The sequence below is a fragment of the Pseudomonas yamanorum genome, from assembly GCF_900105735.1.
GTDB lineage: Bacteria > Pseudomonadota > Gammaproteobacteria > Pseudomonadales > Pseudomonadaceae > Aquipseudomonas > Aquipseudomonas yamanorum.
Window position 1 is genome coordinate 5,421,221 of record NZ_LT629793.1, and the last position, 14,495, is coordinate 5,435,715.

Annotated in this window: 11 protein-coding genes and 1 pseudogene; 7 read left to right on the top strand and 5 right to left on the bottom strand. The window is 58.6% G+C overall.

Going from position 1 to position 14,495, the window contains the following annotated elements; genetic code table 11:
* Nucleotides 1-58 precede the first annotated feature (58 nt).
* Nucleotides 59-3,592, bottom strand: coding sequence for a dermonecrotic toxin domain-containing protein (locus BLU46_RS25605; RefSeq protein ID WP_157721315.1), 3,534 nt, complete (start codon nucleotides 3,590-3,592; stop codon nucleotides 59-61).
* 244 nt (nucleotides 3,593-3,836) lie between these two features.
* Nucleotides 3,837-4,079 carry a hypothetical protein gene (locus BLU46_RS25610; protein ID WP_017477534.1) on the bottom strand — a complete coding sequence of 81 codons (243 nt, stop codon included), beginning with the start codon at nucleotides 4,077-4,079 and terminating at the stop codon, nucleotides 3,837-3,839.
* A 158-nt stretch (nucleotides 4,080-4,237) separates the two neighbouring features.
* Between BLU46_RS25610 and BLU46_RS25615 the strand changes: the two genes are divergently transcribed.
* The 4 genes from BLU46_RS25615 to BLU46_RS25630 all read left to right on the top strand — a co-directional run bounded on the left by BLU46_RS25615 (nucleotide 4,238) and on the right by BLU46_RS25630 (nucleotide 7,952).
* Nucleotides 4,238-4,714, top strand: a complete 477-nt coding sequence (locus BLU46_RS25615; protein ID WP_063028210.1) for a PaaI family thioesterase — start codon at nucleotides 4,238-4,240, stop codon at nucleotides 4,712-4,714.
* Entirely contained in the window at nucleotides 4,711-5,163 is a 453-nt protein-coding gene (locus BLU46_RS25620) for a PaaI family thioesterase (protein ID WP_063028212.1), read from the top strand. Before BLU46_RS25615 ends, BLU46_RS25620 begins: the two co-directional genes overlap by 4 nt.
* An 89-nt stretch (nucleotides 5,164-5,252) precedes the next feature.
* Nucleotides 5,253-7,157 (top strand): molecular chaperone HtpG, encoded by a 1,905-nt coding sequence (htpG, locus tag BLU46_RS25625; protein WP_063033923.1) that lies wholly within the window; start codon nucleotides 5,253-5,255, stop codon nucleotides 7,155-7,157.
* Between the two features lie 66 nt (nucleotides 7,158-7,223).
* Complete coding sequence (locus BLU46_RS25630) at nucleotides 7,224-7,952, top strand: dienelactone hydrolase family protein (RefSeq protein WP_063028214.1); 729 nt, start codon at nucleotides 7,224-7,226, stop codon at nucleotides 7,950-7,952.
* Nucleotides 7,953-8,087: 135 nt separating this feature from the next.
* Here BLU46_RS25630 and BLU46_RS25635 read toward each other — a convergent pair whose 3' ends face one another.
* Nucleotides 8,088-8,960, bottom strand: a complete 873-nt coding sequence (locus tag BLU46_RS25635; protein WP_093207593.1) for a pirin family protein — start codon at nucleotides 8,958-8,960, stop codon at nucleotides 8,088-8,090.
* A 63-nt stretch (nucleotides 8,961-9,023) separates the two neighbouring features.
* Nucleotides 9,024-9,440: an OsmC family protein gene (locus tag BLU46_RS25640; RefSeq protein ID WP_017477540.1), complete on the bottom strand. Its 417-nt coding sequence runs from the start codon at nucleotides 9,438-9,440 to the stop codon at nucleotides 9,024-9,026.
* A gap of 140 nt (nucleotides 9,441-9,580) precedes the next feature.
* Here BLU46_RS25640 and BLU46_RS25645 point away from each other — a divergent pair, with 140 nt between their 5' ends.
* The 3 genes and pseudogenes from BLU46_RS25645 (at nucleotide 9,581) to BLU46_RS33625 (ending at nucleotide 12,358) form a co-directional block, all read left to right on the top strand.
* The gene (locus tag BLU46_RS25645; protein WP_063028218.1) at nucleotides 9,581-10,585 is read left to right on the top strand and encodes an amidohydrolase family protein; all 1,005 of its coding nucleotides are present in this window, start codon (nucleotides 9,581-9,583) and stop codon (nucleotides 10,583-10,585) included.
* Between the two features lie 147 nt (nucleotides 10,586-10,732).
* Nucleotides 10,733-11,503: pseudogene (locus BLU46_RS33620) on the top strand (MCP four helix bundle domain-containing protein); the annotation flags it as partial.
* The gene (locus tag BLU46_RS33625) at nucleotides 11,495-12,358 is read left to right on the top strand and encodes a methyl-accepting chemotaxis protein (RefSeq protein WP_404942412.1); all 864 of its coding nucleotides are present in this window, start codon (nucleotides 11,495-11,497) and stop codon (nucleotides 12,356-12,358) included. The pseudogene BLU46_RS33620 and the gene BLU46_RS33625, both read left to right, overlap by 9 nt.
* Before the next feature lie 911 nt (nucleotides 12,359-13,269).
* Here the strand turns inward: BLU46_RS33625 and fabB are convergent.
* Nucleotides 13,270-14,490 (bottom strand): beta-ketoacyl-ACP synthase I, encoded by a 1,221-nt coding sequence (fabB, locus tag BLU46_RS25660; RefSeq protein ID WP_017480195.1) that lies wholly within the window; start codon nucleotides 14,488-14,490, stop codon nucleotides 13,270-13,272.
* Between the last annotated feature and the right edge of the window lie 5 nt (nucleotides 14,491-14,495).

Consider the following 14,495-nt stretch of genomic DNA (forward strand, 5'->3'; position numbering starts at 1 on the left):
CCCCGGATCAAATGCTCCGGGGCTTTTTTATGCGCGGAGTCAGGACAATCTGCCTGTTTCAGGGGATCGGCAACATGCTCTTTGTCGAATCCACGCCCAGGTTCTTCAAATATTCCTGGGCAGGCTTCAAATCGTTTTGTTTAGGTAGATAGTGTCCAGATACATTGGAAAGGTGGATTTTCCCCATGATGTCTTTCCTGATGTAGCCTGCACTGACCACCTGTCCTGATTGACCACTGCCGGCACCGATTTCCGCGATGGCAGGATGGGATAACCATTTTGGCGGCGCATCCTTGTCGATGTTGCCCACGATCAATTGCTTGTCTTGGGTGAAGACGAACTTGCTGACGGTATTGGGTTTCGATACCACGTTCAGGTCCTCCGGCTTTGTGATCGACACCAGTTCCGCTCGAGGAGCCCTGGGGTTCAATGCCGCGCCGGCCAGGTGTTTCTCGGCATTCAGGTCACGAGCTTTGGTATTGGTCAACACGGGATGTGGTTTTTGACCCGGCGGCGTTGATTGCCGACTACCGGAGTTGGACGTGCTGCTCGTGCCTGAGTTTTCGGTGTAACGGATCAACCCTTTTTCACCTACGTGCTGTGGCCCGGTGGCGTTCAGCGGTTTTCCTGCCCGTAGTTGATTATCCAGCGCATGAGCGACGAGATCCCCCCGATTCAACGGCTGCGTGGGGCGAGCCGGGTTTGGCAACGGGGTAGGGAGGCTGGAGGGGCGCGCCACCGAGAGTGACGTACTCGGAGCCTGCGAGACGTGACGGCTTGGCCCAATAGCTTTGCCAGCAGCGATTGGCCGGCGCTGTTGAGGTGCGTGCGTAGGCGCTCTGAACACCGGGCGTAACGGTGTTCTTCTAAGCAATGGAAGGCCTGCCGCGGCCATGGAAAAGTCCGAATAGACGGCGCCCCATTGGCCTGGCTGGGTGAGTAGTTTAGGCAAGCTTCGCCCGGGAGTGCGCAAGGCCTTCAAGGCAGCCTTTGAGAGCCTGCTGACGGCGGAAATTCCTTTGGTGACAGGGATCAAGTCCAGGACCAACATGGCCACCTCGCCGGCAAATATCAGCTGGTTGGTGGTGCTTTGGGCCGCTACTTCAGTGCTTGTGATGAATTGGCTACCGGCTTTGGCGGCCACCAAGGCCACGTTTTGCGCGTAGAGATGCTCGCCGAGGGAGTTTTTGATCGGTTTGAGCGCGATACCGGCTTCATGGTCGACTGCCAGCTGCTTCAGGATCATGTTGACCGGGTGTATGAAGAGTTTGTCGTGAATCGAGTACTTATCTGCAGGTGAAACCCGCTGGTCCATATAGGTTTGCCACTCAGGTTTGGCCAGTAGAGTGTTCAGTTGGCCCTGGCCGACTATTTCCCTGAAGGGACGTCCGTCGGGGGCGTCCGGACTGTATAGCACCAACGATGGATGGTCGGCTGGCTGGATGACCAGCATGCCTTGAACCGGTTTTCCATCCCTTGCGACACGGTGGGAGATAATGGAGGACCCATTCACAACCGGCCATGTGGTGGAGTCTGCATGGGCTATCGATGCGTTGATCCACTGCTCGGCGATTTTTTGCCTGTTCAGATAGGCATCCGGATCGAGGGATGTCAAAAAAGCGTCCTTGGCCAGCCTCGCCTGTTGGTTATGCTTCCAGGCGTTGCGCAACGCCGCCGCCTCTCCCGATGTGGCGCTCGGGTCCAGCTTTTCACCGAGCAGCCTCAGGTAGTTGCCACCCACATCGGCTGGCTTGATCAGCTCCTCAAGCCATTGCGTATCCAGCGTCACGCGTTTTCCGTCGGCGCCGACCAGGTGTGCTTCCCAGGTTGTTTGGGTGGACAGCAGTGAGACGCCAACGTCCCAGGCCGAGGTGTTCCGCAGGGCCAGGTCGGTCAGCGATATCAGTTCGGTGGTAGGCGGCAAAGGGATACGGGGCAGCACAATTTGACGAAGGTTTATGGATTTTTCTGTCGTGACCCGGACCATCAGTTTGTCGGGATCGACGTCATCCTTCGGGTAGCGCTTTTGCAGTTTGTCTTTCAGTGCCTGGAGCAGCAGTTTTTTTGCAAAATCTCCCAGGGAGGGCAATTTCTCCAGCAGCGGTTGCAGGCGGGAGAAACTGGTCTGCTCCGCCTGCTCAAGCTCCCGGTAGCGGGCTTCCTGCTCCGGGGTCAGTTCTTTTAGCCATGGCGGCTGGCGTTGTTCCATTAGTTTTTCGTTGCGTGCGAGCATCGCATTGCTGCCATCAAATTGCAGCGACAGGTCGGCGGCGTCATTGATGCCCGTGGCGATTGCGGGATCCAGCACATTCCCGGTGCCATATTTGCCGGGCTCGGCGGTGAAGGCGAACTGTAGTGTTTCCATGACCTCATCTGCCTGGCGCTTCAGCAACAAGGGCAATGCCTGGGCCACCACGTCTCCCGATATCGGCGCGAACCCCAGCATCAAGTCGTCGCCCCATTGTGGGTTGCGACTGTGCTGCACCGACAGCGGCAAGCTTTTCAGCAGTACGCCTGCTTTCTCCTCATCACCGTTGATCCTGCGTAACAAGGCTTCACGGGCATCAGCCGGGGTCGCGAACTCCTCGAACCCGTCGCAGGGGGTGTAAAGCACAACGGGACCGTTAGGCGCGTTGAGCCCTATATTTCGGATGTCCGTTGCTGTGTAGGGCGCTTCAGCTGACGATCCGTCTTTGCTGGTGATAAGGAAGCAGCCGGCTAAAAGCGCCCCCTTGGGGGTGTTGTCATTAATCCTGATGGGGTACACCCCGGGGCGACTGCCTGATGCAAACGCACCTTCGCGTGCTGCGAGGGTGGGGTACTGAAAGGCCGTGTCGATCAGCTGTTTGCCGGGGTGGCTGAGTGTCCCGTCCTCAACGCGTAGCGCCGCCTCGGTGGAGAGCATCTGCCTATGCAAGGCCAGCAACTGCTCTTGTCGTGGCGCTTGGGACCCGAGGCCTGAGGGTGGTTTTTTCCAATAGCTGCTGAGCGCGATGGGAAGCCGGGTCGCAATATTTTGGGCGATCGTGAGCAATGAACAACGGGGTTCGAGCTTGCGCTGAGCACCACCGTCTGGTGCATCAATATAAAAGGCGGTTTCAGTTTCTTTGTCAGGCGAACCGGTGAGTGCGTTCAGGTTCACTTCCATGATCTTGTCGAACAGTGCCTGGGACAGCGTTTGTGTAGATGTCAGGATGCGTTCTGCGCCGGGCTTTTGACCGTACGTTTTGACGTGAATGGAATTCGGATCAATTGAATCGAGCTCGGGAAAGGCTTTTTTCAACTGGACCTGAATAAATCGATGGAATGTTGTCTGGTGGCTTAGCAGGTCAGTAATTTGTTTGTTCAGTTTCCGGTGCTGGTCAATCAATTGGGATTGGGTGGTGACGGTGGCGGGGCGGTTGGTATCCGCGACGACCGGCGTTATGCCGCGCACTCCGGGGGTGACGAAATCACTGTGATTCAAGCCCGCTGTATGAGGTTGCGTAATTTGTCGCGCTGTCGGCCTTGTGGGCGCCGTCGGTTTGTTGGTGGGCGGCGGGGCAAGGTGTGGGGTGGATACCGGGCTGGAGGGTTTGGAGGGGGTGAGCATGGTGGTTCTATCTCTGAAGTAGCATGGCATTCCCTTCTATTCCAGCGATGGCGGAGCTCCGTACCTTCGGGGCGTTAATTGAGTGATTCTAAATGTGGGGCTGGTTCCTCGGGCCAATTGAGGCTTAGTCCGATCTTTCGCACGTTACTGCGCCGATAAAAGCAGCAGACAAAGTAAAGCCCGCACTTGGCGGGCTTTCTTTGCAACACTGGCTTTTCAAGCCACGGTGTTCAAGTCGTCAGACTCAAGAACCGGTTGCAGGTGCTGCTTCTTTTGCGGCGGCTTCGTTCGATTCGGCCTGAGCTTTGGCAGCATCGGCGTTTTCTTTCGCAGCGTCATTCACTTTATCCTGAGCCTTCGCCATGTCTTTCTGAGCTTGCTCAGAATGTGCAGCAGCATCTTGGGCCTTGTCTTCGGATTTCTTGTCGCAGGCAGCGAGACCGAGGGCAGCGGCCAGCATCATGGAAATAGCTAAAGTCTTGCGCATGGGGTGTTTCTCCTTATTGAAGATATCTTCTGGCCTTTCGAGCGTAGGGGTTCAGCATTAGTTCCTTTTATTACACAGATATATAAACCACAGCCGCCAAGGAACTTTCACCCGCACTGTCTACACCGCGGGTCAACACTAATAAGAGTCCAGACTGAATGACCGAAAATCCTCTTTTATCCCGTGCCACGCGCTTTGTTTCAGCGTTGCGCCACTGCCAGGTGCTGGGTATCCAGGTCCATGCCGCCAGTGAAGATGGCATGACGCTGGTGCTGCCCTATGGACCGCATATCGTCGGTGATCCGCAGACCGGCGTGATCCACGGCGGCGCGCTCACGTCCTTGATGGACACCGCCTGCGGCATGGCCACCTTATGTGTGTTGCCAGAGTTCGAGGTCTGCCCGACCCTGGACCTGCGTGTCGACTACATGCACCCGGCCGAACCCCACAAGCCGGTATTCGGTTTTGCCCAGTGCTACCGGGTGACCACCGACGTGATCTTCACCCGCGGCTTCGCCTATCAGGACGACCCGCAGCAGCCGATTGCCCATGTGGTGGGCACCTTCATGCGCATGGGCAAGCGCCTCAAGGGCAGCCAGGGCCTGGGCAATGCAATCAAGGGAGAACAGCCATGAAGCATCAGTTCAAGACGCGTCTGCAGCAGGCCCATGAGCGCGGCAACTATGAGGCGCTGCTCAACCTGATTCCCTACGCCAAACTGATCGGCATTGAATGCACGCGGCTGGGGGATGAATTGCTGTTCCGCATGCCGGCCAACAAGGACAACATTGGTAACCCGATATTGCCGGCAATCCACGGTGGGGTGATTGCCGGCTTTATGGAGCTGTCCGCGGCGTTGCATTTGCTGGTATTCACCGGTGCACCAGGCGTCCCCAAAATCATCGACTTTTCCCTGGATTACCTGCGCGCCGGCCAGTTTCGCGACACCTACGCCAAATGCCAGGTATGGCGCCAGGGCCGACGAGTAGCCAATGTGGCGATTACCGCATGGCAAAGTACCCCGGCCGAACCGATTGCCACCGCCCGTGCACATTTCAAGATTGAGGAACCGGCCCGCCCTTGAAATCCTGGTCTTAGCCCCCAACTTTGATGACAACCCGCCGCCAACCCTCAAGGGCGCGGCCACTGCCATCCAATTGGAGTTTGATGACCATGAGTGTGGAAACTCAAAAGGAAACCCTGGGCTTCCAGACCGAGGTGAAGCAACTGCTGCACCTCATGATCCATTCGCTGTATTCCAACAAGGAAATTTTCCTTCGCGAATTGATCTCGAACGCCTCTGACGCTGTCGACAAATTACGTTTCGAAGCCCTGTCCAAGCCTGAGTTGCTGGAAGGCGGCGCGGAACTGAAAATCCGTGTGAGCTTCGACAAAGACGCGAAAACCGTCACCCTCGAAGACAACGGTATCGGCATGAGCCGCGACGATGCGATCACCCACCTGGGGACCATCGCCAAATCCGGCACCGCTGATTTCATGAAAAACCTATCGGGCGACCAGAAGAAAGATTCGCACCTGATCGGCCAGTTCGGCGTGGGCTTCTACTCGGCCTTCATCGTTGCCGACAAGGTTGAAGTATTCAGCCGCCGCGCCGGCCTTGCTGCCAGCGAAGGCGTGCACTGGTCGTCCAAAGGCGAGGGCGAATTTGAAATCGCCACCGTCGACAAGGCTGACCGTGGTACCCGCATCGTGCTGCACCTGAAGTCCGGTGAAGACGAGTTCGCCGATGGCTGGCGCCTGCGCAACATTATCAAGAAGTACTCCGACCACATCGCTTTGCCGATCGAACTGCCGAAAGAGCAAGCGGCGGTCGAAGGCGAAGAGGCGCCTGCCCAGGAATGGGAAGTGGTCAACCGTGCCAGCGCCCTGTGGACCCGCCCTCGTACTGAAGTCAAAGACGAGGAATACCAGGAGTTCTACAAGCACATCGCCCATGACTACGAGAACCCGTTGAGCTGGAGTCACAACAAGGTCGAAGGCAAGCTGGAATACAGCTCGTTGCTCTACGTACCGGCCCGTGCTCCGTTCGACCTGTACCAGCGTGAAGCGCCGAAAGGCCTGAAGCTGTACGTGCAGCGCGTGTTCGTGATGGACCAGGCGGAATCCTTCCTGCCGTTGTACCTGCGCTTTATCAAAGGCGTGGTCGACTCCAACGACCTGTCGCTGAACGTGTCGCGGGAAATCCTGCAGAAAGACCCGATCATCGACTCCATGAAGTCGGCGCTGACCAAGCGTGTCCTCGACATGCTGGAAAAGCTGGCGAAGAACGAGCCTGAGCAATACAAGGGCTTCTGGAAAAACTTCGGCCAGGTCATGAAAGAAGGCCCGGCAGAAGATTTCGCCAACAAGGAAAAAATCGCCGGCCTGCTGCGTTTCGCATCGACCCACGGTGACGACGGTGAGCAGACCGTTTCCCTGGCCGACTACCTGGCTCGCGCCAAGGAAGGTCAGGACAAGATCTACTACCTGACCGGCGAAACCTACGCTCAGGTCAAGAACAGCCCGCACCTGGAAGTCTTCCGCAAGAAAGGCATCGAAGTGCTGCTGCTGACCGACCGGATCGACGAGTGGCTGATGAGCTACCTCAGCGACTTCGACGGCAAGAGCTTTGTTGACGTCGCCCGCGGCGACCTGGACCTGGGCAACCTGGATTCCGAAGAAGACAAGAAAGCTGCCGAAGAAGTGGCCAAGTCCAAAGAGGGCCTGGTTGAGCGAATCAAGACCGCCTTGGGCGATGCTGTCAGCGAAGTGCGGGTTTCCCACCGTCTGACCGATTCCCCGGCGATCCTGGCCATCGGCGAGCAGGACCTGGGCATGCAGATGCGTCAGATCCTGGAAGCCAGCGGCCAGAAGGTTCCGGACTCCAAGCCGATCTTCGAATTCAACCCGGCTCACCCGCTGATCGAGAAACTCGACGGCGAGCAGAGCGAAGAGCGATTTGGCGACCTGTCGCACATCCTCTTCGACCAGGCAGCCCTGGCTGCCGGCGACAGCCTGAAAGACCCGGCCGCTTATGTGCGCCGACTGAACAAGCTGTTGGTTGAACTGTCGGTTTAACACCGTTGTAGAAAAACCCGCTTCGGCGGGTTTTTTCGTTCTAGAGCCTTTCACCTGGAGTAAATGATGAGCCAAATCACCGTGCGTTCCGTGGTCTATCAGATTGATGGCCAGCCTTATGAAAGCCGCCTGGCGTTTGATGCCAGTCATAAGGGCCCGCTGCCAGGGTTGTTGATGGCGCCGAACTGGATGGGTGTCAGTGCCGGCGCTGAAGAGATCGCCAAGAGCGTGGCCAGCAAGGGCTACGTGGTGCTGCTCGCCGACCTTTATGGGCAAACGGTTCGCCCCTCGAATGGCGATGAAGCGGGCGCGGCGATGATGCCGTTGAAGAATGATCGGGTGCTGCTGAACAAGCGCATGCAGGTTGCACTTGATCACCTGAAAACCCAGACCGAAGCCGCGGTGGATACCTCGAAGCTGGCGACCTTCGGTTTCTGCTTCGGTGGTTGCTGCTCCCTGGAGCTGGCGCGTACCGGTGCTCCGTTGAAAGCGGCGGTTTCGTTCCATGGCAGCCTCGACACACCGAACCCGGCCGATGCGAAAAACATCAAGGGTTCCGTGCTGGTGTTGCACGGTGCTTCCGACCCGTTGGTGCCGAAAGAGCAACTGCCGGCGTTTGAAGATGAAATGAACGCAGCCGGTGTTGATTGGCAATTGCTGAGCTACGGCGGTGCGGTGCACTCGTTTACCGACCCGCACGCCAATGTGCCGGGCAAGATGATGTATGACGCGAAGACCGCTGCACGGGCCTTCCAGTCGATGCATAACTTGCTGGATGAAGTGTTCAAGGGCTGATAGTTCGGTTGCCTGAGCTGGCCCCTTCGCGAGCAAGCCCGCTCCCACCTTTCGACCGCGTTCCTTCAGGGTGTACACGGTCAAAATGTGGGAGCGGGCTTGCTCGCGAAGGCTGTTTCACCAGCAATAAAGCGCTTAAGCCTTGCCTCCAGGTAACTCAATCCGCTCACTTTCCCCCGGCACTGTCGGCCAATCCCCAGCCGCCCAACGCTGCCGAGCCTGCTCGATCAACGCAGGATCACTCGCCACAAAATTCCAGTTAATCCGCCGTGGCCCATCCAGCGCCGCGCCGCCGAACACCATCAGATGGCAATCGGTCTCGGCAAACAGCGCCATGCTTTCGCCTGCCGGCAACACCACCAGGCTATGCACCTCCAGCACCTCGCCATCCAGCTGCGCCTCACCCTCCAGCACATACACCGCCCGTTCTGCATGCTCATCCGGGATCAGCAGCGTCGTAGCCGTCTGCATCCGCACCTCGGCATACAAGGTGGGCGACAACACCGGCACGGGTGACTCGAGGCAAAAGCCGCTACCGGCAATCAGGCGAATCTGCACGCCGAGGTTGTCACTTACCGGCAAGCTGGCGGCGGGGTGATGGCTGTAGTGCCCCGGCCCTTGCTCATGTTCCCGGGGCGAGGCCAGCCACACTTGCAACCCGTGCAGGCTGAAACCACTGGCCTTCAACGCCTCGGGGCTACGTTCAACGTGGGCAATGGCGCTGCCGGCGGTCATCCAGCTGACGTCCCCGGCCTTGACCAACTGGTCGGAGCCGAGGCTGTCCTTGTGCAGGAGTTCGCCTTCAAACAGGTAGGTCAGGGTGGAGAGGCCGATATGCGGGTGCTGGCGAATATTCATGCCGGTGCCCGGGGCATAACGGGTTTGCAGCATATGGTCGAAAAACACGAAAGGCCCGACGCTGCGGCATTGCCGGGAGGGCAGCGGGCGCAGGATCGGTTGGCCTTCCACATCTTCGGCGCGCGGGCGGATCACGGTCGTTGTGGTCATGGTGCATCCCAGTCTGAGCGGGTTAGATGGCATGAGCATAACCCGCTCGACGGGAGGTTGCCGCTACTGGCTGAAGGCGCCTTCCGAGAGCTTGGTCTCGATGGTGACTTCGGCGGTGGTCATCAGCTTGTGCACCGGGCAGCGATCCGCCACGCGGTGCAGTTCATCGCGTTGCTCGTCGGTGAGTACGCCCTTGAGGGTGAGTTTGACGCTGAGCTTGTATTTGCCCTTTTGCTCTTCGGTGCTGTCGTGGGTGACTTCCACGGTGACGCCGGTCAGCGGAATGTCTTTTTTCTGCGCATAGAGTTTGACCGTCAGCGCCTTGCACGACGCCAGCGCGGCATCGAAGTAATCGTGGGGAGAGGGCGCCGAATCGTCGCCGCCCAGGCTCTTGGGCAGGTCGGTAAACAGCTCATGGTTATTGATGTTGACGCTGTGACGAAAGTTTTCGGCGTTCAGCGTATTCACGGTAACAGGCATGGCAAACCTCACAGGGTGGCAGGAAGAAGCTCATGCAGTTATAGAGCATGCTGGCACCTTGGTGTTCCCCATTGTTTACCGCTGAACCCACGGATGAGGCCTGAGGTCTACCTTCATTAGCCCTTGTTTGAGAGACCCCTGTGCGCCGGACCCGCCTGAGTATTGCCCTGTTACTGTCCGCCGCGAGCCTTGCGGTGCAGGCCCGCGACTATGCCTACAGCGATGCACACCTGCACTACGTCGACTTCTTCCAGGAGTCGGCGGGCATGGACAAGTTGCTCAAGGCCATGGCCGATAATCGCATCGAGCATGTGATGATTTCCGGCATTCCCGTGGCCAAGAAATGGCATGAAGACGAACCCAAGCGTCCGCGCTATTACGCCGGCGACGATGCCGATGCGTATTGGTACAGCGCCACTGACGTCTTTGTCGCCGATGCGGTGAATAAGCTGGCCCCGGAACAACGCCAGCACTTTCACCCGTTCCTCAGCGGTTTCAACCCCAACGATAAAAACGCCGCGTCCCACATCCAGCGCATGCTCGACCTCAATCCAGGGCTGTGGCAAGGCATCGGCGAAGTCTTTACCCGTCACGACGACCTGACTGCGCTGACCTCCGGCGACACCCCAAGGGCCAACAACGAGGCGATGACCCGCATCTATCACCTGGCGGCGGAGAATGATCTGCCGGTGATGGTGCATTCCAACATCACCTCCAAGCGTGAGAAAAATCCGTTGTACCTGGCGGAAATGGAAGAGCCTCTGCGCAACCATCCGCACACCCGGTTTATCTGGGCCCACGCGGGCAGCAGCATGGAAATCCATCGGCACCAGACGCAGATGGATTTTTTGCTGCCGACCCTGGCGCGCATGCTGGAGGCTTATCCGAACCTGTACGTCGACCTCTCCTGGAGCGTGCTCACGCCTTACTTGCTGGATGAGGCGGGAAAGCCACGCCCTGAGTGGATAAAGCTGGTAGAGCGCTTCCCGGACCGCTTCATGCTCGGCTCAGACGTGGTAGGACGTTTCAACAAGCTCGGTAAGGAAATGCGCAGCTTTGACCCGTTCCTTGATGCGCTGCCTGAGGACGTGGCCAGAAAGGTCGCGCGGGACAATTTCCTGGCGATTCTGCCCAAGCCCAGGTGATGGGCTTAGCTGAATCGCTACAGCCGGGGCAGGGCGATCATAAGGCGTTTTGATATCGCGTTTTCGTCTTACGCAAACTCCGTTCTTCGCCGATACCTTTCAAGAGCCCGCTGCAGGTGGATGCAGCGCATTTGGAAGGATCCGAGCATGAATATCAGAAGTCTGAATATCGCCCCTCGCGCCGGCCTGGGTTTTGGTTTGCTGGCGCTGATGGTATTTGCCCTGGGCGGGTTCGCCTTGTTGCAGATGGGCAATATGCGTCAACAGTCGGACCAGGTGGAAAACAACTGGCTGCCCAGCGTGATGGCGGTCGGCGAGATGAATCAGGACCTGCTGCGGGTGCGGGCCTTGACGTTGCGTCTGCTGCTTAACCGCGACCCGCAGGCGATCACGCAGAATGAACAGAAAATCACCGAACTGAAAAACGGTCTGCATAAGGCCCAGTCGCTCTATGAAGGGTTGATTGTGCTGCCCGAAGAGCGGGTGCTGTTCGATCGCTTTAAAGCCGAGGAAGCGCGCTACCTGCAACGCCAAGAGCAAGTGATGGCGTTTTCCCGGGCTAACCAGTTGGAAGACGCGATCAAGGTGGTCAACGGCGAGATGAATCAGTTGGCTGATGAATTGGCCGGCACCCTGCGTGAGCTGGTGACACTGAACAAGGTCAGCGCCAATCAGGCGGCGAGCCTGGCCCAAAGTGTGTTCACCCAATCGCGCAGTTGGGTGGTGGGCATGATTGCCGTGACGGCACTGATCACCATTGGCCTGGCGTTGCTGCTGACCCGCAGCATCGTGCTGCCGTTATCCCAGTCGCTGAAAGTCGCCCAGGGCGTGGCCAGCGGCGACCTCACCGGTGTGATTACCGTCAGCGGCAAGGATGAACCGGCGCGTTTGCAGCAGGCGCTGAAAAGCATGCAGGAGAGCCTGCGGGAAACTATTCGGCGTATTTCTGATTCGTCCAGCCAATTGGCGTCGGCTTCCGAAGAGCTCAGCTGTGTGACGGAAGATGCCACCCGTGGGCTGCATCAGCAGAGTCAGGAAATTGAGCAGGCGGCCACGGCGGTGAACCAGATGACGGCGGCGGTGGAGGAGGTGGCGAGCAATGCGGTGGCCACTTCACAGGCGTCCCGTGAGTCGGACCGTATTGCCCAGCATGGTCGCGAGCAGGTGCATCAGACGGTGTTGTCGATTGAGTCCCTGGCGGATGACGTGACGGCCAATGCGACGCAGGTGGAGGACCTGGCGCAGAAGGTGTATGGCATCAGCAAGGTGCTGGATGTGATTCGCTCGATTGCCGAGCAGACCAATTTGCTTGCGTTGAATGCTGCCATTGAAGCCGCGCGGGCCGGGGATGCCGGGCGTGGATTTGCAGTGGTGGCGGATGAGGTGCGGGCGCTTGCTCATCGGACCCAGCAGTCGACGCAGGAAATCGAGCAGATGATCAGTGGGATTCAGCAGGGGACTGATCAGGCGGTGAGCTCTATGCAGCAGAGCAATACTCGGGCGCGGTCGACGCTGGATATCGCCAAGTCGGCTGGGACGGCGCTGGAGGAGATTGCTTCGGCTTTTACGCTGATCAACGAGCGTAACCTGGTGATTGCCAGTGCCTCGGAAGAGCAGGCGGCGGTGGCGCGGGAGGTGGATCGCAATTTGATGAATATTCGCGATTTGGCGCAGCAGACTTCGGCGGGGGCGAATCAGACCAGTGCGGCGAGCCAGGAGTTGTCGCGGTTGGCGGTGGATCTCAATACGATGGTGGCTAGGTTTTCGGTGTAGGCCCGTGTTTTTTGGAGAGTGGGGTGTATATCCGTTATTTAGGTTACGGCCACTTAGGGTTCCGCTCTTACAGCGGCTCACTTTGGAAAAGCCGGAATGCCGGCCCAGCCCAAAGTAAGCAAAGGGCTCTGCCCCGCCTGTCGGCACCTCGCCTAGGCTCGGTGTTCCCTCACTCCGGCACTGCTCCGCGGGCCGCCGCGATGGGCCATCCTTGGCCCAGCGCGGCTAAACCGGCGTCCTGCCGGTTTACCCGCTCCGCACTGCCTGCGTTCGGCCTCGGGCTTATTGGGGCAGTCAGATCAAGATCAAAAGCAAGAGCACAGCGGCCTACCGGCCGGCTTGAGTGTTGAAAGCAAAGGCAAGATTCAGAGCGTAAGCCAAATCTGAAACTGATGCAGCTCTGCTTTTCTGTGGGAGCTGGCTTGCCTGCGATGCAGACACCTCGGTCTTTCAGATACACCGAGGCGATGCCATCGCAGGCAAGCCAGCTCCCACATTTGGACCGTGCCCGCTTTGGCTTTTGATTTTGCTCTTCAACACTCAAGCCGGCCGGTAGGCCGCTGTGCTTTTGCTTTTGATCTTGATCTTAGGCGCCCCGTTAAACCACGCTGGCCGAACGCAGGCTTTGGAGCGTGGGTAACCCGGCAGGACGCCGGGTTAGCCGCGCTGGGCCACGGATGGCCCATCGCGGCGGCCCACGGTCCAAAGCCGGGCACACCGAGCCTAGGCGAGGTGCCGAGTGGTGGGGCATGAGCGTTTTGCTTACTTTTGCGCTTTTCAAAAGTGAGCCGCTGTAAGAGCGGAACCATAGGCGGCCATCACCCAAATAATGGATATACACCCAACAACCGAGGCAAAAAAAAACGCCCCGAACCAGTCGGGGCGTTTTCAGGCGATCAAGCCGCGGGGACTTACTTACCCTGCCAGCGCTTCAGCACCAAGGTAGCGTTAGTGCCACCAAAGCCAAAGCTGTTGCTCATCACAGTGTTGATGGTCGCATCTTCACGAGTCTTGGTCAGAATCGGCATGTCAGCCACGTCCGGATCCAGTTCCTCGATGTTGGCAGAACCTGCCATGAAGTTGCCTTCCATCATCAGCAGGCAGTAGATCGCTTCGTGAACGCCGGCGGCGCCCAGAGAGTGACCCGACAGGCTCTTGGTAGAGCTGATTGCCGGAGCCTTGTCGCCGAATACCGCACGCACGCCTTCCATTTCCTTGGAGTCGCCGACCGGAGTCGAAGTACCGTGGGTGTTCAGGTAGTCGATCGGGGTATCAACGGTGGACATGGCCATCTGCATGCAGCGGATGGCGCCTTCGCCGCTTGGCGCAACCATGTCGTAGCCGTCGGACGTCGCGCCGTAGCCAACGATTTCCGCGTAGATCTTCGCGCCACGGGCCAGGGCGTGTTCCAGCTCCTCGACCACCACCATGCCGCCACCGCCAGCAATGACGAAACCATCACGGTTCTTGTCATAGGCGCGGGAAGCTTTTTCCGGGGTTTCGTTGTACTGGGTCGACAGGGCGCCCATGGCGTCGAACAGGAACGACTGGCTCCAATGTTCTTCTTCACCGCCACCGGCAAACACGATGTCCTGCTTGCCCAACTGGATCTGCTCTACAGCGGTACCGATGCAGTGAGCACTGGTGGCGCAAGCGGAGGAGATCGAGTAGTTCACGCCCTTGATCTTGAACGGCGTGGCCAGGCAGGCGGAAACGGTGCTGCCCATGGTCCGCGTGACGCGGTACGGGCCAACACGCTTGACGCCTTTCTCGCGCAGGATGTCCAGCGCTTCCATCTGGTTCAAGGTCGACGCGCCACCGGAACCGGCGATCAGGCCGGTGCGCACGTTGGACACCTGGTCTTCGCTCAGGCCGGAATCGGTGATCGCGTCCTTCATGGCCAGGTAGGCGTAAGCAGCTGCGTGGCCGACGAAGCGATAGATCTTGCGATCGATCAGTTCTTCGAGGGGCAGGTCGATGGAGCCGGAAACCTGGCTACGCAGACCCATTTCGGCATATTCCGGGTTGAAGCGGATGCCAGGGCGACTTGCACGCAGGTTAGCGGAGACGGTCTCTTTGTCATTGCCCAGGCACGAAACAATGCCCAGACCAGTGATAACGACGCGGCGCATGCGGA

Excerpts from the sequence above, each read along its gene's own strand:
- BLU46_RS25630 (WP_063028214.1), top strand. The coding sequence starts at position 7,224 with ATGAGCCAAATCACCGTGCGTTCCGTGGTCTATCAGATTGATGGCCAG.
- BLU46_RS25635 (WP_093207593.1), bottom strand. The coding sequence starts at position 8,960 with ATGACCACAACGACCGTGATCCGCCCGCGCGCCGAAGATGTGGAAGGC.
- BLU46_RS25640 (WP_017477540.1), bottom strand. The coding sequence starts at position 9,440 with ATGCCTGTTACCGTGAATACGCTGAACGCCGAAAACTTTCGTCACAGC.
- BLU46_RS25605 (WP_157721315.1), bottom strand. The coding sequence starts at position 3,592 with ATGCTCACCCCCTCCAAACCCTCCAGCCCGGTATCCACCCCACACCTT.
- BLU46_RS25620 (WP_063028212.1), top strand. The coding sequence starts at position 4,711 with ATGAAGCATCAGTTCAAGACGCGTCTGCAGCAGGCCCATGAGCGCGGC.
- fabB (WP_017480195.1), bottom strand. The coding sequence starts at position 14,490 with ATGCGCCGCGTCGTTATCACTGGTCTGGGCATTGTTTCGTGCCTGGGC.
- BLU46_RS25615 (WP_063028210.1), top strand. The coding sequence starts at position 4,238 with ATGACCGAAAATCCTCTTTTATCCCGTGCCACGCGCTTTGTTTCAGCG.
- BLU46_RS25610 (WP_017477534.1), bottom strand. The coding sequence starts at position 4,079 with ATGCGCAAGACTTTAGCTATTTCCATGATGCTGGCCGCTGCCCTCGGT.
- BLU46_RS33625 (WP_404942412.1), top strand. The coding sequence starts at position 11,495 with ATGCAGGAGAGCCTGCGGGAAACTATTCGGCGTATTTCTGATTCGTCC.
- htpG (WP_063033923.1), top strand. The coding sequence starts at position 5,253 with ATGAGTGTGGAAACTCAAAAGGAAACCCTGGGCTTCCAGACCGAGGTG.